Raw genomic sequence first — 23,084 nt, 5'->3', positions numbered from 1 at the left:
AACTGCCCGCAGGCGAGCCTCAGGAGTGTGACAGCTGCCCGGCGCCGCTCTTGCGGGCTATCCGCTCCTGGGCACGCTCGCTGGACCGCGCCTGACGCTGGGCCCGACGCCGCTCGCGGCGGAGGGCCCTCGCCGTGCTGCTGGGCTCCGAGACCACGCCGTTGCGCTGGTTCCACATCTGACGGGTCACCCATACGTCCAGGGCGCCCCAGGTGGCCACCACCGTGCTCACCACGCTGCTGATCACCATCGGGAACGCCAGCCAGGACCCGGCCATCGTGCACAGGAAGGCCACCGTCGCCTGGATCAGCGTCACCGCGATGATGATCACCGCCCGCACGGCCGCCGCACGCACCGGATCGGGCAGCCGGCGCCGACGCGCGGGCTCCTCGATCCACAACGGCCGGTAGTACTCCTGCTGTTGCGCTGCCGCGCGAGCCGAACGCGGCTCGTCGAATTCCGCTGCCGCGGGCTCGCCCGAGCCCCGCTGGGACTCGCCGCCGCCCGTCGTCGTACCACCGTCTGCCGCGATGTCGCGATCCGGTGCCTCACGGCGCCGCTGCGCCGTCGACCGCGCCGCCACGCCGTCCTCAAGCGCCTCTTGCCGCTCCGCCGTGCCCATCAACGTGTCCTCCCCACCGCCGGTACACCACTCGCCCCGGAATCCGAAGACTCCGACTCCCCAGTGGGTGCCCGGCTTGCGCTGTTTTACGCCGCACGGTTGCGGATGCGGCTCGTGTGGCCGGTTCCGCCCCCATGTCCCGTAGAGAAAGACGAACAACATGCCACGAAGATTCCCGACGGACGAAAAATTCCGGCCAACTGGCCAAGTGGACCGATGGGGTGGGGTGTGGCGATCCCGGGGATATCGGGGCGGCAATCTCCCGCAATGACCCGACAACTCCCCATGTCCGGTCGCTGCTGCGGAAGTTCACGCTCCGGACAGCTCTTCGAGTTACCTCTGTGTCAGTAGTAGGCTCGCGCCGTTTGTTGACGTACATGTGTACCCCCGGCCGGCGGGGGTCCAGCTGGGGGAGGCCATGCGCTTTCGCGGGAAGTCCATCCGCCGGAAGATCGTGGCGCTCCTTCTCGTGCCGCTGGTGTCACTGACCGCGATCTGGGCGTTCGCCACGGTCCTCACCGGCCGGGCGGCCGGGGACCTGTTCAACGTGTCGTCGGTCGTCGAGAAGATCGGCTATCCCACCGAGGACACGGTCCGGGTCATCCAGCAGGAACGCCGGCAGTCGCTCGTCTATCTCGCCGACCCGCGCGCCGCCGACGGGCTCACCGATCTCAGGCGCAGCCGCGCCGCGACCGACGAGGCCGTCGCCAAGATCCGCAAGAACGCCGACAACCCGGACGTGCGCGACGCGATGGGGCAGGCCACCGACAGCCGTGTCGCCGCGGTCCTCGACGCGTTCGACGGGCTCCAGTCCCTGCGGCGCAGCGTCGAGGACGGCACCGTCAACCGTGGCCAGGCCCTCGGGCTCTACAACCACCTGGTCGACCCGTGCTACGTGCTGCTGTCCAACCTCCATGTCGTCGACAACGTCGAGATGGACAAGCAGTACCGCGCCCTCGTGAACCTCGCCCGCGCGCGGGAGTTCCTCTCCCGTGAGGACGCCCTGCTGGGCTCCTCCCTGGTCGTCGGCAAGCTCACCCGGGACGAGACCCGCGACGTCTCCGACCTGGTCGCCCAGCGCACCCTGATGTACGACGTCAACCTGCCGCTGCTGCCCTCCTCCGAGCGCGGACACTTCGAACGCTTCTGGAAGAACGCGGCCAGCGCCCCGCTGCGCGTGGCCGAACAGGCCGCCGCCTCCACCACGTCCGGCACGCCCCGCAACGTCACCGCGCAGACCTGGAACACCGCGGCCGGCGCGGTGCTGGCCAAGCTCGGGACCCTCGACGACCAGGCCAACGACCGCTACCAGGACCGTGTCCGCCCGGTCGCGATGAGGGTCATCCTCAAGGCGGCCGTCGCCGGCGTCCTGGGGCTGATCGCCCTCCTGTTCTCGCTCTTCCTGTCGGTGCGGATCGGCCGCGGCCTCATCCGCGACCTGCGCCAACTGCGCCTGGACGCCCACGAGGCCTCCGGTGTCCGGCTGCCCAGCGTGATGCGCCGCCTGTCCGTCGGCGAAGTGGTCGACGTGGAGACCGAGGTCCCGCGCCTGGAGTACGACAGGAACGAGATCGGTGACGTCGGCCAGGCCCTGAACACCCTGCAGCGCGCGGCAGTCGAAGCCGCCGTCAAGCAGGCCGAACTGCGGTCCGGTGTCTCCGAGGTGTTCGTCAACCTCGCCCGGCGCAGCCAGGTCCTGCTGCACAAGCAGCTCACCCTGCTCGACACGATGGAGCGCAGGACCGAGGACACCGACGAACTCGCCGACCTGTTCCGCCTCGACCACTTGACGACCCGCATGCGCCGCCACGCCGAGGGCCTGGTGATCCTCTCCGGGGCCGCCCCGTCCCGGCAGTGGCGCAAGCCGGTCCAGCTCATGGACATCGTCCGCGCGGCCGTCGCCGAGGTCGAGGACTATGAGCGCATCGAGGTCCGTAGGCTGCCGCGCATAGCCGTCACCGGCCCCGCCGTGGCGGACCTCACGCACCTGGTGGCCGAACTCCTGGAGAACGCCACGGTGTTCTCCCCGCCGCACACAGCCGTCCAGGTCCTGGGGGAGCGGGTCGCCAACGGCTTCACCCTGGAGATCAACGACCGCGGCCTCGGCATGGCGGCCGAGGCACTCCTGGACGCCAACCTCCGGCTCGCCGAGACACCGGAGTTCGAACTCTCCGACACCGACCGCCTCGGCCTGTTCGTCGTCAGCCGGCTCGCGCAGCGGCAGAACGTCCGCGTCTCGCTCCAGCCCTCCCCGTACGGCGGCACCACCGCCGTCGTGTTCATCCCCGACGCCCTGCTGAGCGACGAGGTTCCGGACACCAACGGCATCGGCTTCCGCCTCGACCGGCCCCGGCCCACGAAGGAGGCCGAGTTGGAGGAGAGCCGCCGCTCCGCGCTCTCCCAGGTGCCCGTGAAGCTGCCCGGCCTGCCGCCCGCCCTCTTGGACGGACCGGTCGAACTGGAAGCCCCTGTCGACCTGGACGCCCTCGAAGGCTTCCCGAACGGGCTCGACGACGAGGACGGCGAGCGCGGTGGGATCTTCCGCCCCCGCCGCGCCTCCACCCACCGGGACGACCTCGCCCCCGTCCGCCCCGTGGATCAGCATCAGCAGGTCTCCGAGGCCGACACGGACGGCCACCGCAGCGAGCCGCTTCCGCTGCCCCGACGCCGTACGCCCAAGCTGGTCAGTTCCCATGGACGTCCGGTCGTCGAGCAGCGCTCCCGACGCGAAATGGGAGACTCCGTAGAGGCCGATTTCGACGGCCCCGCCACGGCCCCGAGCCTGGGCGGACCGGAAACGGACGGCCCCGCACCGCTCCCGGCCCGGCGTCGCGGTGACACGCCGCTACGGCGCCGTACCGACGTGCCCGGTGGTCGCGCCGAATCCGCGCAGCCCCCCGCTTCCCCGGGGCGCGGCCTCGGTGAGCCGCCCGAGACCCCCGCCCTCCCCAGGCGCACCCGGCGTGCCGAACTCGCGGCCGGCGTACCGGACTCCGACACACCGCCGAGTACCGGAGCGTTGCCCAGACGCGTACGTCAGGCCAATCTGGCCCCGCAGCTGAAACAGGACCCCGATCGGCGCGCCGCGAGCCCTGCGGAGGTCGCCGAGCGCGACGCCGACGAGGTGCGCAGCCGTATGGCCTCGCTCCAGCGCGGCTGGCAGCGCGGCCGCGAGGAGAACGCCGAGGGCGACGACGCCCGAGGCGGCACAGCACAAGGAACTAAGGGGGACGGTCGATGACCGCACCGAAGGCGACCGGCCACAGCACCGACCAGCGCGGGCTGAACTGGCTCCTCGACGACCTCGTCGAGCGCGTCGCCAGCATCCGCAAGGCCATCGTGCTTTCCAGCGACGGCCTCGCCACCGGCGTGTCCCAGGACCTGACCCGCGAGGACAGCGAGCACCTGGCCGCCGTGGCCTCCGGCTTCCACAGCCTCGCCAAGGGCGTCGGCCGCCACTTCGAGGCGGGCAGCGTGCGGCAGACGGTCGTCGAACTCGACGAGGCCTTCCTGTTCGTGACGGCCGCCGGCGACGGCAGCTGCCTCGCCGTCCTCGCGGACGCCGACTCGGACGTCGGACAGGTCGCCTACGAGATGACACTGCTCGTGAAGCGGGTCGGTGTGCATCTGGGGGCCGCTCCGCGCACCGACCTGTCCTCCGGCGGGTAGTGGAGTGACATGAGCGGAGACGGTCAGGGAAGAAGCCACTGGTTCGACGACGAGGCCGGACCGGTCGTCAGGCCGTACGCGATGACGCGCGGCCGCACCACCAGTGCGGCCCAGCACCGCCTCGACCTCATCGCGGTGGTGATCGCGGAGTCCCACGAGGACGACTCGGAAGCGGACCAGACGCTGTCCCCGGAGCACGTGGACATCGTCGGTCTCTGCCGTGACGCCCCGCAGTCGGTCGCCGAACTCGCCGCCGAACTCGACCTGCCCATCGGGGTGATACGGGTCCTCATCGGCGATCTCGTGGACGGCGAACTCGTCCATGTGTCACGTCCCGTACCCCCTGCCGAACTGGTGGACGAGAGTATTCTGCGCGACGTGATCTCCGGCCTCCGGGCCCTGTGAGCGGCGCGAGCCACCACCCCCTACCCCCATCATCAAGCAGGAGAAAAGACCGATGATCTTCGGGCGTTCTGAGCGAGGCAAGCCTCCGGTCGAGCCCGTCACGCTCAAGATCCTGGTGGCCGGCGGCTTCGGCGTGGGCAAGACCACCCTCGTCGGCGCGGTCAGCGAGATCAGGCCGCTGCGCACGGAGGAACTGCTCACCGAGGCAGGGCGTCCGGTCGACGACACCAGCGGGGTGGAGGGCAAGCACACCACCACCGTGGCCATGGACTTCGGCCGCATCACGCTGCGCGAGGACCTGGTGCTGTACCTCTTCGGTACGCCGGGCCAGGAGCGGTTCTGGTTCATGTGGGACGAGCTCTCCGAGGGCTCCCTGGGCGCCGTCGTGCTCGCCGACACCCGCCGCCTGGAGGACTGCTTCGCCGCCCTCGACTACTTCGAGCGGCGCTCCATACCCTTCGTCGTCGGCGTCAACTGCTTCGAGGGCGCGGACCGTTACCCCGTGGACGCCGTGCGCCAGGCACTCGACCTCGACGAGGACGTACCGCTCATGCTCTGCGACGCACGCGACCGAGCGTCGGTCAAGGAGGTCCTCATCGAGGTCGTCCAGCACGCGATGGCCTACGGCGCGAAGCGCCGCCAGAGCGTCACCAGCTGAGGTACGGGCGTGGCCCGTACCCTCGCCGACCGGGGTACGGGCCGCCGCTCGCGGAACGGCACGCACGCGCGTGTGCCGCGTGAACGGTCCACGCGCGTGTGCCTAGTTGTCGCCGTCCTCCTGCCAGCCGAAGCTCTTCTCCACGGCCTTGCGCCAGTTGTGGTACTCGCGGTCCCGCACCGACGACTCCATGGACGGCGTCCACTCGACGTCCTTCTGCCAGTGCGACTTCAGCTCGTCCAGGTCGTTCCACACCCCGGTGGCGAGTCCGGCCGCGCAGGCGGCGCCCAGACAGGTCGTCTCGGAGACCTTGGGCCGGATCACCGGCACTCCGAGGACATCCGCCTGATGCTGCATCAGCAGGTTGTTCTTGGTCATGCCGCCGTCCACCTTCAGGGTGGTGATCTGCACCCCGGAGTCCTGGAACATGGCGTCCACGACCTCACGCGTCTGCCAGCTCGTAGCCTCCAGCACCGCGCGCGCGAGATGCGCCTTCGTGACGTACCGGGTGAGCCCGGTGACGACTCCGCGCGCGTCGGAGCGCCAGTAGGGGGCGAACAGGCCGGAGAACGCGGGCACGATGTACGCGCCGCCGTTGTCGTCCACGCTCGCGGCGAGGGTTTCGATCTCGTCGGCGCTGCGGATGATGCCGAGCTGGTCGCGGAACCACTGAACGAGCGCGCCCGTTATGGCGATTGAACCCTCCAGGCAGTAGACCGGTGCCTCCCCGCCGATCTTGTAGCCCATCGTCGTGAGGAGCCCGTTCTTCGAAGGCACCGGCCGGTTCCCGGTGTTGAGCAGCAGGAAGCTGCCCGTGCCGTAGGTGTTCTTCGCGGTGCCCACGTCGTAGCAGGCCTGCCCGAACACGGCGGCCTGCTGGTCGCCCAGGGCCGACGCGACGGGCACGCCCGCGAGTTGGCCGACCGCGGTGCCGTAGACCTCGGCGGAGGACTTGATCTCGGGGAGGACCGCCTCGGGGACGTTCATCGCGGCGAGGATGGACGGATCCCACTGCAGGGTCTCCAGGTTCATCAGCATGGTGCGCCCGGCGTTGGTCACGTCGGTGACGTGCTTGCCGCCGTCGGTGCCGCCGGTGAGGTTCCAGATCAGCCAGGAGTCGATCGTGCCGAAGGCGATCTCGCCGCGTTCGGCGCGGTCCCGGAGGCCGGGCACGTTGTCGAGCAGCCAGGCCGCCTTGGGGCCGGAGAAGTAGCTCGCGAGCGGCAGCCCGGTCTGCTCGCGGAAGCGGTCCGGCCCGTCCGAGCCGCCCAGTTGCTTGCACAGGGCCGCGGTGCGGGTGTCCTGCCACACGATGGCGTTGTGCACGGGTTTGCCGGTGGCGCGGTCCCAAAGGACCGTCGTCTCACGCTGGTTGGTGATGCCGAGCGCGCTGAGCTGGTCGGCGCGCAGTCCCGCCTTGGCGATGGCCCCGGCGACCACCGCCTGCACCTTGGACCAGATCTCGGTGGCGTCGTGCTCCACCCAGCCCGGCTTGGGGAAGATCTGGCGGTGCTCGCGCTGGTCGACGGCGACGATCGCGCCGTCCTGGTTGAAGACGATGCAGCGGCTGGAGGTGGTGCCCTGGTCGATTGCGGCGACGAACCTGTCCGTCATGACGACCCCTTTGTCGTGTCCTACGGATCCTTCGGAGGACTGCTCCCGTCCTTCGGAGGGCTGCTCTCGGAAGACTGTTGTCAGAAGGCTGCGTTGAAGATGACTCCGGCGAGCGCCCCGCCGATCAGCGGTCCCACCACCGGGATCCACGCGTAACTCCAGTCCGAGGTGCCCTTGTTCGGGATCGGGAGCAGCGCGTGGACGATGCGCGGGCCCAGGTCACGGGCCGGGTTGATGGCGTACCCGGTGGGACCGCCGAGGGACAGACCGATGCCGACCACCAGGAAGGACACGACCAGCACCGCCGTGCCGGACGTACCGAGTCCCTTGGTGAGCCCGAAGGCCAGGATCGGCAGGACCAGCGCGATCGTCGCGATGATCTCCGTCATCAGGTTCGCCACGACATTGCGGATCGTGGGCGTGGTGGAGAAGATCCCGAGCGTGGGCTGGGCCATCTCCTCCTCGGCGTTGGCCTGGAACTGCGCGTAGTAGACGAGCCAGCACAGCACCGCGCCGAGCATGGCGCCGACCATCTGCCCCGCGATGTAGAGCGGGACCTTGTCCCACTTCCCGGTGTCGATGGCGATGCCGATCGTGACGGCCGGATTGAGCTGCCCGCCGGACAGCGGTGCGGCGGTGTACGCCCCGGCCATCACGCCGAAGCCCCAGCCGAACGCGATGACGATCCAACCGGAGTTCTGTGCCTTGGAGTAGTTCAGTACGACGGCGGCGACCACGCCGGCGCCGAAGAGGATCAGTATCGCGGTGCCGATGACCTCACCGAGGAATATGTCTCCATTGCTCATGGCGGCTCCTAGGCCCTCGCCCGGGACGGTCGGCCCCGGTCCTCCGTGCAGGGTGCGGTTCCCTTGGCGACTTCAGCCGAAGGCAGGGAGGGTCCCGAGCCCCGCCCGGCGTCCGTGACGAGCGTGCCGTCGCAGCCGAATCGCCCGTGGGAGTGGGCCTGAGCGCAGGCGGAGCCCGCGCGGCGCAGTGCCTGGTACGCCGAGAATGTACGGCGATGTCGACCGACACCGGGAAGTGTTCACCGGCGCCTGTGGAGCGTCAAGGTCGCGGACGGCAACGGTGACACCCGCCCTGACGGCCCCTGGGGCCCCGCAGGAGGCCGTCGGGCCGCGCTCAGCGCCCGGGGGACTCCGCAGCCGTGCGGGGGGCCTGTGCGGGCGTCGCATGCGATCCGCGGAGGATCTCGTAGTCGCCCCGCTCCGCCCGGCCCAGCACCCAACTCGTGCCGTCCAGCGTCTTCGCGGCCTTCTTCAGCGGCGCCAGACACGCGGCCGCCTGCCGGTGGTCGGTCACACTGCCCGGCACGCACAGGACGGTGGCCAGGGACAGCGTCACGGCCCTGCCGCCCGCCTCCCAGGGCACGTCGAGCACGGCGGCGGTCAGCGGATGCAGCCCCTCCGGATCGGTGAGCACCAGGAAGTCGTCCCCGCCGATGTGGCCCACGCGCGTGTGCCCGGTCGCCACCGGCTGCAGCGCCCGCCCCACCGAGCGGATCAGCTCGTCGCCCGCCGCGAAACCGGCCCCGTCGTTGACCTGCTTGAAGTGGTCGACATCCAGCCAACTCAGCGCGAACGTCCGCCCGTCCGAGATCCGCCGGTCCACCTCCCCGGTGATCGCGTCCGAACCGGGCAGCCTGGTCAGCGGGTTGAGCCCCGCGGCCTCCTCGACCCGCGTCTCCGCCAACGTCCGCACCAGATCGGCGAGTCGTACGACGCCGACGCATCGCCCGTAGCGGTCGACCACCGCCACGTCGTCCGATGTACGGTCCGCGTCGCCGACCGCGACCACGTCCAGGACCTCCCAGGCGGTCGCGTCGACGCCGACCGTCCGCGGCACGTCGCCGAGTTTGGCCGCGGGCCGGTCGGCGTACAGGGCGTGGCCGTAGCGCCCCGACATCGACAGCAGGAAGCGCGACCGGTGCACCGAGCGGACCGGCACCCCGTCCCGGTCCACGAGGACCACCCCGGAGACGTCCGGCGAGCCGGTCAGCAGCGCCCGCACCTGACCGGCGGACGCGGTGTCGGGCAGCAGCGCGGCCGGCCGTACGAACTCCCGCACCCAGGGCCCCGACGGCGGTGTCGTCGCGAGACCGGGGGCGCGGGGCGGAACGTATACGTCCGCCGCGGGGATCCGCGTCGGCGGCGCGAACAGCTCGCCCTGCGCCAACTGGGCCCCGGCCGACCGCGCGGTCGCGCACTGCGTCTCGGTCTCGACGCCCTCCACGGACAGCAGGGCGCCCAACTGTTCGCACAGGGTCCGCATCGCCCGTACCGCGGCCGGCCGCTCCAGCAGCGACGCGTCGAGCTTCACCAGGTCGGGCGCGAGGTCCGTGAGCAGCCGCAGGGGTACGTCACCGTCGCCGACGCCGTCCGCGCAGATCCGGAACCCCTGGCCGCGCAGCTCGGACACCGCCTCCAGGAGCGCCCGTTGGGGCACGTGCGTGTACGGCGGGACGATGTCGATCGTGACTTCCCACGGGAGCCGCCCCGCCTCGCGCACCGCGCTGTGCAGCGGGGTGAGCCCGCCGAGGTCGGCGAGGGTGCCGGCGAACACGTTGATGTGCAGCGGCAGCAGCGTCTCCTTGCGCGCGGCGGCGCGGACCGCCAACACGGCCAGCCTGCCGTCGAGTTCGGGGTCGCGGCGGGCCTCCGCCAAGATGTCCCCGGTCTCCGGGCGGACGAGGACCTCCAGCCCCGCGACCCCACCGGTGGTCAGATTGACCACCGGCTGGAAGGCGAAGCGGAGAGTGTCCGTCGAGGAGCGCACGGCAGCATGATGACGCCACCGGCGTACGCCGAGGCCCAGTTCATAAGACGTTCACGCAGCCTTGCGGGCTGATCACACCGTGTGCGCGGCGCGCCGTCGGTCACCGCACGGCGAGCACCGCCGACCCGTGCCCGAACAGCCCCTGGTTCGCGGTGAGCCCCACCCGCGCGCCCGCGACCTGCCGGTCACCCGCGTCGCCTCTCAACTGCCAGGTCAACTCGCAGACCTGGGCGATGGCCTGCGCCGGAACCGCCTCCCCGAAGGAGGCCAGTCCACCGCTCGCGTTCACGGGTATGCGCCCGCCCAGGGCCGTCGCGCCCTCCCGGAGCAGCTTGGCGCCCTCGCCCTCGCCGCACAGCCCCAGATCCTCGTACCACTGCAGCTCCAGGGCGGTGGACAGGTCGTACACCTCGGCCAGGGAGAGCTCGCCCGGGCCGACCCCCGCCTCCTCGTAGGCCGCGCGCGCGATCGACGCCCGGAACGTCTCGTCCGGGGGTGCCACCGCCGCGGAGGAGTCCGTGGCGATGTCCGGGAGGTCCAGCACGGTGTTGGGATAGCGCGGCGTCACCGTGGACACCGCCCGGATCCGCACCGGGTCCGGCGCCCCGTGCCGGCGCGCGAACTCCATGCTGGACAGCACCAGGGCGGCCCCGCCGTCCGAGGTGGCGCAGATGTCCAGCAGCCGCAGCGGATCGGCGACCACCGCGGAGGCGGCGACCTCCTCGGCGGAGACCCGCTTGCGGTAGCGCGCGTACGGATTCAGCGCCCCCAGGGCGGCGTTCTTCACCTTGACCTGTGCGAAGTCCTCCGGGGTGTCCCCGTAGAGGGCCATCCGCCGGCGCGCGTACAGCCCGAAGTACGTCGGATTCGTCGCCCCGAGGACCCGGAAGCGCAGCCAGTCCGGATCGTCGTGCCGCTCCCCGCCGGCTGGCCGGAAGAACCCCTTGGGGGCGGCATCGGCGCCCACGACCAGCACCGCGTCCGCGAGCCCCGCAAGGATCTGCGCCCGCGCCGCGTTGACGGCCTGCGCCCCGGACGCGCAGGCCGCGTACACGCTCGCCACCCGGGCGCCCTGCCAGCCAAGCGCCTTCGCGAACGTCGCGCCCGCCACATACCCGGGATATCCGCCACGCACCGTGTCCGCGCCGACGATCGAGCCGACGTCCCGCCACTCCAGCCCGGCGTCGGCGAGTGCCGCCCGGGCCGCCGCCGTCCCGTACTCGACGAAGCCGCGCCCCCACTTGCCCCAGGGGTGCATGCCCGCGCCGAGCACCGCCACGTCCGCCGTCATGCCGTCACCCCCGCAGGCCGCCAGTGCCAGGTCGTCCAGGTCGTCTCCGCGTCCTCGCTCAGCACACCGGGGACGACCTCCACCTCCATGCCCACCGTCAGATCGGAGACGGTGATCCCGGGAACCGCCTGTCCCAGCACCACGATCCGCTCGGACTCCAGCTCCACAGCGATCAACGCGTACGGTTCCCACGGAAGTTCCGGATCGCTCACATACGGCGACGGTGGCCTGTACCGGCTGTCCGTGTAGGACCAGACCCGGCCGCGCCGCGACAGCGGGACCTCCGCCAACTCGCCGCCCCCGCAGGCCGGATTGCGGCAGTGGCCGTCCTCACGGGGGAAGAAGACCGAGGCGCACGCGGAACAGCGCGTGCCGAGGAGCCGGAAGTCGTCCCCGTCCCCGGTGAACCAATCGGTGACCACAGGTGTGCGTGTCCGCGACAACGTCCCTCCACAGCACTGGATCTGACGGAACGTCAGAAGTGTGCCACGGGCAACGGAAAATGAGCAGGGCGTTTCGGTGAACCATCGAGCCACTTACGGCGTCGTGATACCGGGAGGGACGGCCGGGGCCCACGGGGGTGGTTCCGGCCGTTTCCCGTTCACGCGCGCGGCCCCCGGAAAGACGCCCTCCGCTTGATCGGATACAGTCCGCCGGGTGTCCGAAACTCAAGCCTCCGTCCCCAACTCCGGGCCGAACTCCCACTGTTCGAGCTGCGGATCGCCCTACGGAGAGGGCGCCTCCGGCTGGCCCCGCACCTGCCCGGCCTGCGGCACCGTCGCGTACCGCAACCCGCTGCCCGTAGCCGTCGCACTCCAGCCCGTGTACGACACGAAGGGCACCGCCCTGGTCGTCATCACCCGAACCGTCGCCCCCGCGCGCGGAGGCGTCGCCCTGCCGGGCGGTTACGTCGACGACCGCGAGGACTGGCGGCAGGCACTCGTCCGCGAACTCAGGGAGGAGACGGGCATCGACGCCGCGAGCCGCGACGTACGGCTCGTCGACGCCATCAGCTCGCCCGACGGGCATCTCCTGCTCTTCGGTGTCCTCCCCGAGCGCCCGGTCGAGGGGCTGCCCAAGTCCGTCGCCACCGACGAGACGGAGGGCTGGCACCTCCTGCGCAGGCCGGAGGAGCTCGCCTTCCCGCTGCACTCCGTGGCCGTCAGGGCCTGGTTCGAGGGCCGGTACATCTGAGGTCAGCCCTCACCGAGCCCGCGCACCCGCACCGGGTAGGACGGCGCGCTCACGCCGTCCTCCAACTCCCGCTCCACAACCACCCGTCGGCCCTCCCAGCGGGCGACGTACCGCTCGATCTCCGGTTCGTCCCAGCCGTCGCCTGCGTCCGGCACCACCAGCCCGCCACCGGTCCGCCCCCGGGCGGGCGCCCACACCTCCAGCTCCAGCCCGCCGTCCGCGCCCCGCACCGGCAGCACGGCACCCGCGCGCGCGAGCACCGGGATCCGCGACAACGGGGCGTCGACGAGAATCTGGGCCGGCCCCTCGTAGGCCTGCTCCGTCTCCGTGTCGTACCAGCGCCCCCGCGGCAACTGCACCGCACGCCGGTCCGACCCCGGATCGAGCACTGGCGCCACCAGGAGACAGTCCCCGAGCAGGAAGGCGTCCTCGCAGTCCCGTAGTGCGCGATCCTCCGGCGCACCCCACCACAGGGGCCTCACATACGGCGCTCCGGTCCGCCGCGCGAGATGCGCCAGTGTCATGAAGTACGGCAGCAGCCGCCGCCGTTCGACGAGCGCCACACGCGCGTGCTCCAGCACGTCGGCACCGAACTCCCAGGGCTCCCGGCGCCCCGCCCGCAGGCTCGCGTGGGTGCGGAACAGCGGCAGATACGCGCCGAGTTGGAACCAGCGCAGATACAGCTCGGGCGAGGGACTCCCGTCGAAGCCACCCACGTCCGGACCCGAGTACGGAACCCCGCACAGCCCGAGCCCCATGACCAGCGCCAGCGAGGCCCGCAGCCCCGGCCAGCCGGTCGCCACATCGCCGGACCAGGTGCCCCCGTAGGTCTGCATCCCGGCCCACCCGGAGCGCGAGAAGAGGAACGGCCGCTCCTGGGGGGCCAGTTCGCGCAACGCCTCATAGGCGGCTCTGGCCATGCACAGCGCGTACACGTTGTGCGCCTCGCGATGGTCACCGCCCCGCCCCTCCAGGTCGTGCCGGGCCGAACGGGGCAGGGTCGACTCCCCGAAGGCGGTGAACGACGTGGGCTCGTTCATGTCGTGCCAGAACCCCGCGAACCCCTGCGCGAGCCGCTCCTTGTAGAGCCCGCCCCACCACTCCCGCACACGCGCGTGCGTGAAGTCCGGGAAAACGGCCTCCCCGGGCCACACGACGCCCCGCACCAGCCGCCCCGAGGCGTCCCGTACGAAGGCGTCCTCGGCCGTCCCGCTGTCGTAGACGGCGTTTCCCGGCTCGGCCTTCACCGCGGGGTCGACGATCGACACCAGACGGATGCCGGCCCGGCGCAACTCCTCGGCGAGCACCGGCAGTTCCGGGAAGTGCTCTTGGTCGACGGTGAACACCTGGTGCTGGTCGTAGTGGTCGATGTCCAGATGGACGGCGTCCAGCGGCAGACCGCGCTCCTGGTAGCCGGCGACGATCCGCCGCACCTCCTGCTCACTCCCGAAGCCCCACCGCGCGTGATGGTGACCCAGCGCCCACGCCGGCGGCAGCGCGGGAGCGCCGGTGAGCGAGACCCAGGCGTGCAGCACGCGCGCGGGGGTGCCCACCACCACCCAGCACCGCAGCGGCCCCCCGTCCATCCGCAGCTCGGACGCCCCGGCCCGGTCGTGCCCGGAACCGGCACCCTCCTCGCCCTCCCGCAACGTCACCGTGCCGTCCCAGGAGGTGTCGTGGAACACCAGATGCGTGGCCGCGTCGGCGACCACCAGCTGCACCGGCATGGTGACGTACAGCGGATCGTCGCCCGGCGCGAAGGCATGCCCGGGGTCGGTGTTCCACAGCCGGTACGTCCCGTCGCGCAGCCGGGGGCCCGACGCGCGCCCGCCGAGCCCGAAGAACCGGGCGTCCGCCGCCACCTCCGAGCGCTGCATCCAGCGTGCCGTGCCCCCGCCCACCGGCTCCCACCAGCGCGGCGGCAGATCACGGCGCAGCGTCACACCTCCGGGCGTACGCACCTCGACCGCGCCGTGCCGCGACACGGCGACCGTCACCCGCTCCGCCACGACCCGCCAGCCGCCGTCCTTGTCCGGCTCCAGGACCGCCCGGGGGTCCGGCTCCGGGCAGCGCCCGCCGAGCGCGTACGACGGCTCCGGACCGGCCCCGTCCCAGCCCCAGAAGACGGCCCCGTTCGCGGCGACGGTGATGCGCAGCTCGGAGCGGCTGAACCGGATGACCCCGCCACCGGGCCCCGGCTCCGCCTCACGCACCGGCCCGGGTACCCGAGCCCGCTCAGCGCCCCGCGAGGGCAGCCCGGTGGCGTCGGCACGGCGCCTGCGCCACGCCGCCCGTACGGTACGCAAACCCTGCGCCGCCCCCGTCGAACCGACCACTTTCACCGAACGCACCAGGTCACGACCGTCCATGCTGCTCACCCTGCCATTACAGGCCCCGGATAACCGTGCCGTTCAACTGCCGTTCACCCGTGGTGGGACCACATCTTCACGACACGGACTATGTGGAGCTCGCCCTGGTGCAGAAGTCGATCACATGGCATCGTCCGTGTCAGCCGCGTCACGCGCACACCCCCGCACGTGCGCGACCGACGCACACGACGCGCACAGTCCCGGGAGCCGCCCCATGTCGACCGCGAACCCCCTGCCGCTCTGGCAGCCAGATCCGGAACGCATCGCCCAGGCACAGGTCACCAGGTTCCAGTCCTGGGCGGCCGAACACCACGGAGCCCCCGCCGAGGGCGGCTACGCGGCACTGCACCGCTGGTCCGTCGACGAACTGGACACCTTCTGGCAGGCCGTCACCGAGTGGTTCGACGTCCGCTTCTCGACCCCCTACGCGCGCGTGCTCGGCGACCGCTCGATGCCCGGCGCCCAGTGGTTCCCCGGAACGACCCTCAACTACGCCGAGCACGCCCTCCGCGCGGCAGCGACCCGCGCGGACGAACCGGCCCTCCTGTACGTCGACGAGACCCACGAGCCGAGCCCGGTCACCTGGGCGGAGTTGCGGCGTCAGGTCGGCTCCCTGGCCGCCGAGCTGCGCACCCTCGGTGTACGCCCCGGAGACCGCGTCAGCGGCTACCTCCCGAACATCCCGCAGGCCGTCGTCGCCCTGCTCGCCACGGCGGCGGTGGGAGGCGTCTGGACGTCCTGCGCCCCCGACTTCGGCGCCCGCAGCGTCCTCGACCGCTTCCAACAGGTCGAACCGGTCGTTCTGTTCACCGTCGACGGCTACCGCTACGGCGGCAAGGAGCACGACCGCCGCGACACGGTCGCCGAACTCCGCCGCGAACTGCCCACCCTGCGCGCCGTGGTCCACATCCCCCTCCTGGGAACCGACGCCCCCGAGGGCGCCCTGGAGTGGTCGTCCCTGACCTCGGCCGACGTGGAGCCCGTCTTCGAAGAGGTCCCCTTCGAGCACCCCCTGTGGGTGCTCTACTCCTCGGGCACGACCGGCCTTCCCAAGGCCATCGTCCAGTCCCAGGGCGGCATCCTCGTAGAACACCTCAAACAACTCGGCCTGCACTGCGACCTGGGCCTGGAGGACCGCTTCTTCTGGTACACGTCCACCGGCTGGATGATGTGGAACTTCCTCGTCTCCGGCCTCCTGACGGGCACGACGATCGTCCTCTACGACGGCAGCCCCGGGTACCCCGACATCGGCGCCCAGTGGCGCGTCGCCGAACGCACCGGGGCGACCCTCTACGGCACCTCAGCCGCGTACGTCATGGCCTGCCGCAAGGCGGGCGTGCACCCGTCCCGGGACTTCGACCTCTCCAAGGTGAAGTGCGTCGCCACCACCGGATCACCCCTGCCCCCGGACGGGTTCCGCTGGCTGCACGACGAGGTCCGCGACGACCTGTGGATCGCCTCGGTCAGCGGCGGCACGGATGTCTGCTCCTGCTTCGCGGGAGCCGTACCGACCCTCCCGGTGTACATCGGCGAACTCCAGGCCCCCGGCCTCGGCACCGACCTCCAGTCCTGGGACCCGAACGGCGACCCCCTGATCGACGAGGTCGGCGAACTCGTGGTCACCAACCCCATGCCGTCCATGCCGATCTACTTCTGGAACGACCCGGACGGCACCCGCTACCACGACAGCTACTTCGACACGTACCCCGGAGTCTGGCGCCACGGCGACTGGATCACCGTCACCTCCCGCGGCTCCGTCGTCATCCACGGCCGCTCCGACTCCACGCTCAACAGGCAAGGCGTGCGCATGGGTTCGGCCGACATCTACGAAGCGGTCGAACGACTCCCGGAGATCAGGGAATCCCTCGTCATCGGCATCGAACAGCCCGATGGCGGCTACTGGATGCCCCTCTTCGTCCACCTCGCCCCCGGAGCCGTCCTCGACGACGCCCTCCTGGGCCGCATCAAGCAGACCATCCGAGAACAGCTCTCCCCACGCCATGTACCCGACGAGGTCATCGAGGTGCCCGGCGTCCCGCACACCCTCACCGGGAAGCGCATCGAGGTACCCGTCAAACGCCTTCTCCAGGGCACCCCGTTGGAGAAAGCGGTCAACCCGGGCTCCATCGACAACCTCGACCTGCTGAGCTTCTACGAGGACCTCGCCCGCAAACGCGCCTGATCGCCCTCCCCTGGAGATCGATCACCCTCCATAGGTGGCCTCGGACGCGCCCTCGCCGAGCACAGCGGCGAAGTCCGAGGCCAGCCGCACCGCGTCGGCCGGTTCGAGGTCGGCGACGGAGATCCGTACGCCCGGCTCGGACGACAGCCGGAAGCGTGCCCCCGCGGCGACCCACCAGCCGTACGACCGCAGCCCGTTGACCACGGCGGACTCGTCACGCACGGGCACCCAGAGGTTCATGCCGCTCGCCCCGTGCGCGTCGATTCCCCGCCCGCCCAACTCCTTGCGGAGGGTCTCCCGGCGCAGCACATAAGCCTCCTGCGCACGCGTAACCAACGCGCGCGTGCCGTCGTCCGTCATCAGCCCGTGGACGGTCTCCTGGAGAAGATGGCTGACCCAGCCTGACGTCAACAGCAACCGTCCGTCGTGCCGGGCCAGCGTGATCGGATCGCAGGCGGCCGCGGCCCACCGCAGGTCGGTGCCGAGGAACTTGCTCACCGTCCGCACATGCACCCAACGCGACAACCCACCCGAGGCCAGCGACCACAGGGGAGCGGCCGCCACGGAGGACGCGTGATCGTTCTCCACGACCAGCACCTCCGGATCGTCCCCGAGCACCTCGACAAGCACGTCCCGGCGCGCGGCCGAGAAGCAGCCCCCGTACGGATTCTGCGCCCGGGGACTGCACACCACGGCGCGCACACCCGCCCGCAGCGCCGCGCGCAGGGCATCGGGACGCATGCCCTCGTCATCCACGGCGACAGGCACCATCCGCAGGCCCAACGCCGTGACCAGATCCAGCAGATGGTGATAACCGGGGTCCTCCATGGCCACGGCGTCCCCGGGACGCAACTCCACGGACAGCAGCCGCCCGATCAGATCCAGCGCCCCGTGCGCGAAGGTCATGTGCTCCACGGGCACACCGTCGGGCCGAAGCCAGTCCCGTACGGCCTCCTCCAGCCGCGCCAGCCGCGGCGTCGACCGGTGGGACCGCGCACCGGGGGAGAGCCGCGAAGGCGGCACCAGGGCCGGCAGGAACGCCGGATCGGGGTGCCCACCGGCCAAGTCCCGCAAGCCGTCCGGGACCCGGGGCGGCCGCCGCGACGCCACCGCCGGAGCCTGCGCCACCACCGTCCCGCCCCGCCCGCGCGTGACGACGATGCCCCGCTGCCGCAATTCCTTGTACGCCGTGGCGACGGTCCCCGGACTCACCCCGAGCCCGTCCGCGAGCCGCCGCACCGGAGGCAATGCGGCACCCGGCCCCAACGCCCCCTCGGCCACACGCCGTTCGACGGACGCGGCAATCCCCTTGGCCGTCGTACCACTGATCCCATATTGTATTGCCACGTCAATCACTATGTACCAATACATAATCTAACGCAAGGGGGAGCAGTGCGCAGGACGAGTCGCGCAGCCGTACGGCCGAAACGCATACCCGGAGGACGCGACGGCCGCAGAATGCTCGTGATCGCCCTCGTCGACCGCACCGGCAGCGGCCTGTGGGCCTCCGTGTCCGTCCTGTACTTCACCTACGTCTCGCATCTCTCCGTGACCCAAGTGGGCACCCTCGCCGCGATCGCCGGGGCCATCGGCATCGCCGGCGCACCCCTGGGCGGGCGCCTTGCCGACCGGTTCCCGCTCACCCGCGTCCTCGTCACCCTTCAACTCCTGCGCGCCCTGGCCTCGTTCGCCCTGCTCACCACGGACAACTACGTCCTGCTGATCGTCTTCTCGGCCGCCGGCGGCTTCGGGGACCGCGCCGCCAACGTGCTCACCAAGCTCTACGCCACCCGCGTCGCAGGCCCGGACCGCATCCGCTACCAGGCCATCAGCCGAACCGCGGCCAATGCGGGCTGGGCCCTGGGCGGTCTCACCGCCGCGGCCGCCCTCGCCCTCGGCACAACCGCCGCCTACCACTGGCTCCTCCTCGGCGACGGCCTCTCCTTCGTCGCGGTCGCGACCCTCACCGTGGGCTGCGGCGAACCCCCGTCGCCGCAGCGCACCGTAGCGATGTCGAAGGACGCGCCACCCGCGAGCAGGCCACCGAACCCCTGGCGCGACCGCACCTACCTCGCGTACGTCGCGACCGAGACCGTCCTCTTCCTCGACGACGCCGTCTTCAAGGTCGGCCTGCCGCTCTGGATCGCCCACGCCAGCGACGCACCGCACGGACTGGCACCCCTGCTGATGGTCCTCAACAACGTGATGGTGGTGGCGCTCATCGTCCCCCTGGCCCGCTTCGCCACCTCGACAGCGGCCACCCGCAACCTGCTGATACCGCTCTCCGTCGCCTTCGCCCTGGGCGGCGCCACCCTGGCACTCTCGGCCACCGGCGGAGCCGTCACGGCGATCGTGCTCCTCACCGCCTCGGCAACCGCCTTCACCATGGCGGAAATGCTCCACGCCACCATCTCGTGGGAACTCTCCGTCGCCCTCGCACCCGACACCGCACAGGGCGCCTACCTCGGCGTGCACGGACTCGCCCAGTCCACCCAGCGCAGCATCGGCCCACTCGCGGTCACCGCGGCCATCGCCACCGGTCCCCTCGGCTGGACCGTCTTCGGCGCCGCCATCGCTCTGACCTGCATGATTCAGCACCGCCTGGTCCGCGAGCCACTCGCTCGGACGCCGTTGTCAGTGCCGCCGGTTACTGTGAGTGAGTATTGATCGACCGCGCACAGGGGGAAACATGGCGCACACCGACCACCAGACCATGCGACGCGTTCTGCGCCGCGAAATCGCGGGCACCATCGGCCTGTTGACCGACGAGCAGGACTTCAGCGCCATGCGGCGCTATCGCAGCTTCACCTTCGACGACCACACCGCCTACCTCCAGCAGGTGGAAGCACTCCTCAGGAGCCGCTCCCTCCAGGGCAGCCACACCAGCGTGGCCCTCTTCGACCCCGAGGAGTACGCCGAGTTCTGCGCCGGCAGCGGCCTCGACCCCGACATCCCGTCGAGCCGCGCCCGCTTCACCGCCGAACTCGCCGCCACCGGCCCGACCCTGCTCTACGAAGGCCAGCCGCTGGCCGACCTCCTCCCGGCCCTGGTCGACGAGGCCGTCCGCCAGGCGACCTGGGAGTACGCGACCACACTCCTCGCCCGCCTCGGAGCCTGCGCCTCCTGCGGCGAGGACATCGGCCGCGCCGCCTTCACCCGGGCCTCCGGCCTCCTCGTCCGCATCCTCGACACGGCCCGACCCGGCAACCGACACCTCGTCTGCAGCGTCTCGGGAGCACCGGAAACCATCGTCTCCGTTCTCCACGCCGACCAGGACGAGGACGGCACCACACACCTGGACGACGCCGAGGCCCTCGAATTCACCACAGTCCTCGCCCTCGGCCTCGCCACCCGAAGCCCCGGCGGCCTCGTCATGCGGACCACCAGCCCCAACACCCCGGACTGCATCTACGGCTGGCGCCTCCGCGGCGACGGCCTGGAAGCCCTGACCGCAGGCGAGGTCTTCGACGCCTACTGCACCGACGTCGAATCCGGCGACCTCATCTCCCCGGAATCAGGCGTCGACTACTGCGTGCCGCCGGACCTTGGAGATCTAGAGCCACCCCAAGGAGGACACCACCACTGAACACGCCAGGGGCGCCCCACCCACTGGTGAGGAGCCCCTGGAACACAACCGACGGACGGCTTCCCGCCCGACGACTGGTTTCGACTACTCGCCGGACAGGACCGCCTGAGCCGCCGCGCGCGCCTCCTCGGCACTGTCCGCAGCGCGCGCGGCCAGTGCGGCCCGCTCGCACTGCGCCAGCGTGTACTTCGCCAGCGTCGAGCGCACATAAGGAATCGAAGCCGCACCCATGGAAAGGGAGGTGACCCCAAGACCGGTCAACACACAAGCCAGCAGCGGGTCGGACGCGGCCTCACCGCAGACACCACAGCTCTTGCCCTCGGCCTTCGCACCCTCGGCGGACATCGCCACCAGGTCGAGCAGCGCGGGCTGCCACGGATCCTGCAGACGGGACACCGCACCCACCTGACGGTCGGCGGCGAAGGTGTACTGCGCGAGGTCATTGGTCCCCAGCGACAGGAACTCCACCTCCTGCAGAATCGAGCGCGCCCGCAGCGCGGCGGACGGAATCTCCACCATCGCACCGAACTTGGCCCGCAGCCCGGCCTCCCGGCACGCGTCCGCGAACGCCCTCGCGTCCGCACGGTCCGCGACCATCGGCGCCATGACCTCAAGGTAGACCGGCAACCCTTCGGCGGCCTTCGCGAGCGCCGTCAGCTGAGTGCGCAGCACGTCGGGGTGGTCGAGCAACGACCGCAGACCGCGCACACCCAGAGCCGGGTTCGGCTCGTCGGCCGGCGTCAGGAAGTCCAGCGGCTTGTCCGCGCCTGCGTCCAGCACCCGCACGACGACACGTCCTTCGGGGAACGCCTCAAGCACCTGCCGGTAGGCCTCGACCTGCTTCTCCTCGGACGGCGCGTTCTTGCTGTCGTCCAGAAAAAGGAACTCGGTACGGAAGAGCCCCACACCCTCCGCCCCCGCCTCCAGCGCGGCAGGTACATCAGCAGGACCGCCGACGTTGGCCAGCAGTGGCACCTTGTGCCCATCGGAGGTGGCACCAGGACCTGTAGAAGCGGAGAGAGCGGCCTTGCGCGCGGCCGCCGCGACCTCCAGCTGCTCCTTCTTCTCATCACTGGGGTTAACGAAGATCTCACCGGTGCTGCCGTCCACGGCGACCACCGTGCCCTCGGCCAACTCCCCGGCCCCCGGCAGCGCCACCACGGCCGGCACACCGAGTGCCCGCGCCAGGATCGCGCTGTGACTCGTCGGCCCGCCCTCCTCGGTGACGAAACCGAGCACCAGCGTCGGGTCCAACAGCGCCGTATCGGCAGGCGCAAGGTCACGGGCAATAAGGACGTACGGCTCGTCGCTGTCCGGAACACCCGGCATCGGCACCCCGAGCAACCGGGCGACGATACGGTTCCGCACGTCATCGAGATCGGCCACCCGGCCGGCGAGATACTCACCGGCACCGGCCAGCAGAGCACGGTAGGCGGCGAAGGCGTCATAGACGGCCCGCTCCGCGGTACTGCCGACCGCGATACGGCGTTCCACGTCCGCCATCAGCTCGGGGTCCTGGGCCATCATGGCCTGCGCTTCGAGCACCGCCTGGGCTTCGCCCCCCGCCAGATTGCCGCGCGCCATCAGGTCGGCCGCCACAGCGTCCACGGCTTGGCGGGCGCGCCCCTGTTCACGCTCCGCGTCCTCCACCGAAATCTGCTTGGCAGGCGGTTCCAGAACCGCCGTCCCCATGTGCCGAACCTCGCCGATCGCCACACCGTGGCTCACACCGACGCCTCGCAGCGTTGTCTCCATCTCACCCGTCTCCGATAGTGCGGCGGGTCCCGCCGCCGCGGTGGTTGTCCTGCTCACCGTCATACGACGGCATTGACGTCACTCCCAGGTGAAGAGACTGTCGCCGGCCTTCACATCGCCGTCCTCGCGGAGATCGGAGAGGGCATCGGCCGTTGCTTCGAGAGCCACGATCGGGCACACCGGGGACTTGCCGGCGGCCTCGACGGCGGCCGGGTTCCAGCGCACCACACTCTGGCCGCGGGTCACGGTGTCGCCCTTGTTGACGAGCAGCTCGAAGCCCTCGCCATTGAGCTGCACGGTGTCGATACCGAGGTGAGTGAGCACGCCGTGCCCTTCACTGTCCACGACCACGAAGGCGTGTGGGTGGAGGGAGACGATGACTCCGTCCACGGGAGAGACAGCCTCGGAGGGTTCACGTACGGGGTCGATGGCAGTGCCGGGGCCGACCATGGCTCCGGAGAAGACCGGATCCGGCACCGCGGCCAGTCCGATGGCACGTCCTGCGAGAGGGGACGTCACGCTGGTCATGGGAAGCCTCCCAGGGGTGGAAATGTGATGGGGCCGTCACTACCTGTCCCGGACGGCACACTGAGCAGCAGGGTATGTCATATGTAGTAACGGTTCCGCCCGAGAGGTCCGGATTAGTGGTCTAGACCACACCTCTAATCGATTTGCACCTGCTCTACGGCCGCATGTACAGTCGTACTCCTGCTTGAGGCCGAGCGACGCGACCAAGCGTCTTTGCTTGGCTTGGCAGCACCCAACTTGTCAGATCCTATCCCGGGATCACCTTCTGCATGCCTGCAGGACGGTGGTCAGGGGGCCGGAAAAACACTGATAGAGTTTGGAACACCGAAGGGAAGCCCGGAGGAAAGCCCGAGAGGGTGAGTACAAAGGAAGCGTCCGTTCCTTGAGAACTCAACAGCGTGCCAAAAATCAACGCCAG

At 70.8% G+C, this 23,084-nt stretch carries 18 protein-coding genes; 8 read left to right on the top strand and 10 right to left on the bottom strand.

Annotation, left to right across the window (positions count from 1 at the left end):
- Positions 1-19: 19 nt before the first annotated feature.
- Complete coding sequence (locus ACGFY9_RS42635) at positions 20-622, bottom strand: hypothetical protein (protein WP_393763579.1); 603 nt, start codon at positions 620-622, stop codon at positions 20-22.
- Positions 623-1,040: 418 nt separating this feature from the next.
- Between ACGFY9_RS42635 and ACGFY9_RS42630 the strand changes: the two genes are divergently transcribed.
- From ACGFY9_RS42630 to ACGFY9_RS42615, 4 genes are read left to right on the top strand one after another with little or no spacing between them, the layout of a single operon-like run.
- On the top strand, positions 1,041-3,863 hold the full coding sequence (locus tag ACGFY9_RS42630) for a nitrate- and nitrite sensing domain-containing protein (RefSeq protein ID WP_393763577.1): 2,823 nt from the start codon (positions 1,041-1,043) through the stop codon (positions 3,861-3,863).
- A complete protein-coding gene (locus ACGFY9_RS42625) occupies positions 3,860-4,291 on the top strand; it encodes a roadblock/LC7 domain-containing protein (protein WP_393763575.1) in 432 nt (143 codons plus the stop codon). Before ACGFY9_RS42630 ends, ACGFY9_RS42625 begins: the two co-directional genes overlap by 4 nt.
- A 9-nt stretch (positions 4,292-4,300) precedes the next feature.
- A complete protein-coding gene (locus ACGFY9_RS42620; RefSeq protein WP_033282377.1) occupies positions 4,301-4,696 on the top strand; it encodes a DUF742 domain-containing protein in 396 nt (131 codons plus the stop codon).
- Between the two features lie 52 nt (positions 4,697-4,748).
- Entirely contained in the window at positions 4,749-5,354 is a 606-nt protein-coding gene (locus ACGFY9_RS42615; RefSeq protein WP_327405523.1) for an ATP/GTP-binding protein, read from the top strand.
- A 102-nt stretch (positions 5,355-5,456) separates the two neighbouring features.
- Here the strand turns inward: ACGFY9_RS42615 and glpK are convergent, their stop codons facing one another.
- From glpK to ACGFY9_RS42590, 5 genes are all read right to left on the bottom strand, one after another.
- Positions 5,457-6,968: a glycerol kinase GlpK gene (gene glpK, locus ACGFY9_RS42610; protein WP_393763573.1), complete on the bottom strand. Its 1,512-nt coding sequence runs from the start codon at positions 6,966-6,968 to the stop codon at positions 5,457-5,459.
- An 80-nt stretch (positions 6,969-7,048) separates the two neighbouring features.
- Positions 7,049-7,774, bottom strand: coding sequence for an MIP/aquaporin family protein (locus ACGFY9_RS42605; protein WP_393763571.1), 726 nt, complete (start codon positions 7,772-7,774; stop codon positions 7,049-7,051).
- A gap of 334 nt (positions 7,775-8,108) precedes the next feature.
- Positions 8,109-9,761 (bottom strand): EAL domain-containing protein, encoded by a 1,653-nt coding sequence (locus tag ACGFY9_RS42600; RefSeq protein ID WP_393763569.1) that lies wholly within the window; start codon positions 9,759-9,761, stop codon positions 8,109-8,111.
- A 100-nt stretch (positions 9,762-9,861) separates the two neighbouring features.
- Entirely contained in the window at positions 9,862-11,052 is a 1,191-nt protein-coding gene (locus tag ACGFY9_RS42595) for a lipid-transfer protein (RefSeq protein ID WP_393763567.1), read from the bottom strand.
- On the bottom strand, positions 11,049-11,474 hold the full coding sequence (locus ACGFY9_RS42590; protein ID WP_393763565.1) for a Zn-ribbon domain-containing OB-fold protein: 426 nt from the start codon (positions 11,472-11,474) through the stop codon (positions 11,049-11,051). Before ACGFY9_RS42590 ends, ACGFY9_RS42595 begins: the two co-directional genes overlap by 4 nt.
- Before the next feature lie 235 nt (positions 11,475-11,709).
- Here ACGFY9_RS42590 and ACGFY9_RS42585 point away from each other — a divergent pair, with 235 nt between their 5' ends.
- A complete protein-coding gene (locus ACGFY9_RS42585; RefSeq protein ID WP_393763563.1) occupies positions 11,710-12,246 on the top strand; it encodes an NUDIX domain-containing protein in 537 nt (178 codons plus the stop codon).
- Between the two features lie 2 nt (positions 12,247-12,248).
- Here ACGFY9_RS42585 and ACGFY9_RS42580 read toward each other — a convergent pair whose 3' ends face one another.
- A complete protein-coding gene (locus ACGFY9_RS42580) occupies positions 12,249-14,615 on the bottom strand; it encodes a TIM-barrel domain-containing protein (protein WP_393763561.1) in 2,367 nt (788 codons plus the stop codon).
- A 214-nt stretch (positions 14,616-14,829) separates the two neighbouring features.
- Here ACGFY9_RS42580 and ACGFY9_RS42575 point away from each other — a divergent pair, with 214 nt between their 5' ends.
- Positions 14,830-16,797, top strand: a complete 1,968-nt coding sequence (locus ACGFY9_RS42575) for an acetoacetate--CoA ligase (protein WP_393763559.1) — start codon at positions 14,830-14,832, stop codon at positions 16,795-16,797.
- Between the two features lie 21 nt (positions 16,798-16,818).
- Here ACGFY9_RS42575 and ACGFY9_RS42570 read toward each other — a convergent pair whose 3' ends face one another.
- Positions 16,819-18,144, bottom strand: coding sequence for an aminotransferase class I/II-fold pyridoxal phosphate-dependent enzyme (locus ACGFY9_RS42570; RefSeq protein ID WP_393763557.1), 1,326 nt, complete (start codon positions 18,142-18,144; stop codon positions 16,819-16,821).
- Between the two features lie 111 nt (positions 18,145-18,255).
- Between ACGFY9_RS42570 and ACGFY9_RS42565 the strand changes: the two genes are divergently transcribed.
- Together ACGFY9_RS42565 and ACGFY9_RS42560 are read left to right on the top strand one after the other, a co-directional pair.
- A complete protein-coding gene (locus tag ACGFY9_RS42565; protein ID WP_393763555.1) occupies positions 18,256-19,464 on the top strand; it encodes an MFS transporter in 1,209 nt (402 codons plus the stop codon).
- A 22-nt stretch (positions 19,465-19,486) separates the two neighbouring features.
- Complete coding sequence (locus ACGFY9_RS42560; protein WP_393763553.1) at positions 19,487-20,383, top strand: hypothetical protein; 897 nt, start codon at positions 19,487-19,489, stop codon at positions 20,381-20,383.
- A gap of 84 nt (positions 20,384-20,467) precedes the next feature.
- On the opposite strand, the gene ptsP is transcribed toward ACGFY9_RS42560, so the two are convergent.
- Together ptsP and ACGFY9_RS42550 are read right to left on the bottom strand one after the other, a co-directional pair.
- Positions 20,468-22,138 (bottom strand): phosphoenolpyruvate--protein phosphotransferase, encoded by a 1,671-nt coding sequence (ptsP, locus tag ACGFY9_RS42555; protein WP_393763551.1) that lies wholly within the window; start codon positions 22,136-22,138, stop codon positions 20,468-20,470.
- Positions 22,139-22,216: 78 nt separating this feature from the next.
- Complete coding sequence (locus ACGFY9_RS42550) at positions 22,217-22,666, bottom strand: PTS glucose transporter subunit IIA (RefSeq protein WP_393763549.1); 450 nt, start codon at positions 22,664-22,666, stop codon at positions 22,217-22,219.
- Positions 22,667-23,084: the final 418 nt, after the last annotated feature.

It is taken from the genome of Streptomyces sp. NPDC048504 (assembly GCF_043200035.1).
GTDB lineage: Bacteria > Actinomycetota > Actinomycetes > Streptomycetales > Streptomycetaceae > Streptomyces.
This window is presented reverse-complemented; position numbering and strand designations above follow the sequence as displayed.

Coding starts and splice junctions, on each gene's coding strand:
- ptsP (WP_393763551.1), bottom strand. CDS start 22,138: ATGGAGACAACGCTGCGAGGCGTCGGTGTGAGCCACGGTGTGGCGATC.
- ACGFY9_RS42595 (WP_393763567.1), bottom strand. CDS start 11,052: ATGACGGCGGACGTGGCGGTGCTCGGCGCGGGCATGCACCCCTGGGGC.
- ACGFY9_RS42575 (WP_393763559.1), top strand. CDS start 14,830: ATGTCGACCGCGAACCCCCTGCCGCTCTGGCAGCCAGATCCGGAACGC.
- ACGFY9_RS42615 (WP_327405523.1), top strand. CDS start 4,749: ATGATCTTCGGGCGTTCTGAGCGAGGCAAGCCTCCGGTCGAGCCCGTC.
- ACGFY9_RS42635 (WP_393763579.1), bottom strand. CDS start 622: ATGGGCACGGCGGAGCGGCAAGAGGCGCTTGAGGACGGCGTGGCGGCG.
- ACGFY9_RS42605 (WP_393763571.1), bottom strand. CDS start 7,774: ATGAGCAATGGAGACATATTCCTCGGTGAGGTCATCGGCACCGCGATA.
- ACGFY9_RS42630 (WP_393763577.1), top strand. CDS start 1,041: ATGCGCTTTCGCGGGAAGTCCATCCGCCGGAAGATCGTGGCGCTCCTT.
- ACGFY9_RS42580 (WP_393763561.1), bottom strand. CDS start 14,615: ATGGACGGTCGTGACCTGGTGCGTTCGGTGAAAGTGGTCGGTTCGACG.
- ACGFY9_RS42560 (WP_393763553.1), top strand. CDS start 19,487: ATGGCGCACACCGACCACCAGACCATGCGACGCGTTCTGCGCCGCGAA.
- ACGFY9_RS42550 (WP_393763549.1), bottom strand. CDS start 22,666: ATGACCAGCGTGACGTCCCCTCTCGCAGGACGTGCCATCGGACTGGCC.
- ACGFY9_RS42620 (WP_033282377.1), top strand. CDS start 4,301: ATGAGCGGAGACGGTCAGGGAAGAAGCCACTGGTTCGACGACGAGGCC.
- ACGFY9_RS42565 (WP_393763555.1), top strand. CDS start 18,256: ATGCTCGTGATCGCCCTCGTCGACCGCACCGGCAGCGGCCTGTGGGCC.
- ACGFY9_RS42625 (WP_393763575.1), top strand. CDS start 3,860: ATGACCGCACCGAAGGCGACCGGCCACAGCACCGACCAGCGCGGGCTG.
- glpK (WP_393763573.1), bottom strand. CDS start 6,968: ATGACGGACAGGTTCGTCGCCGCAATCGACCAGGGCACCACCTCCAGC.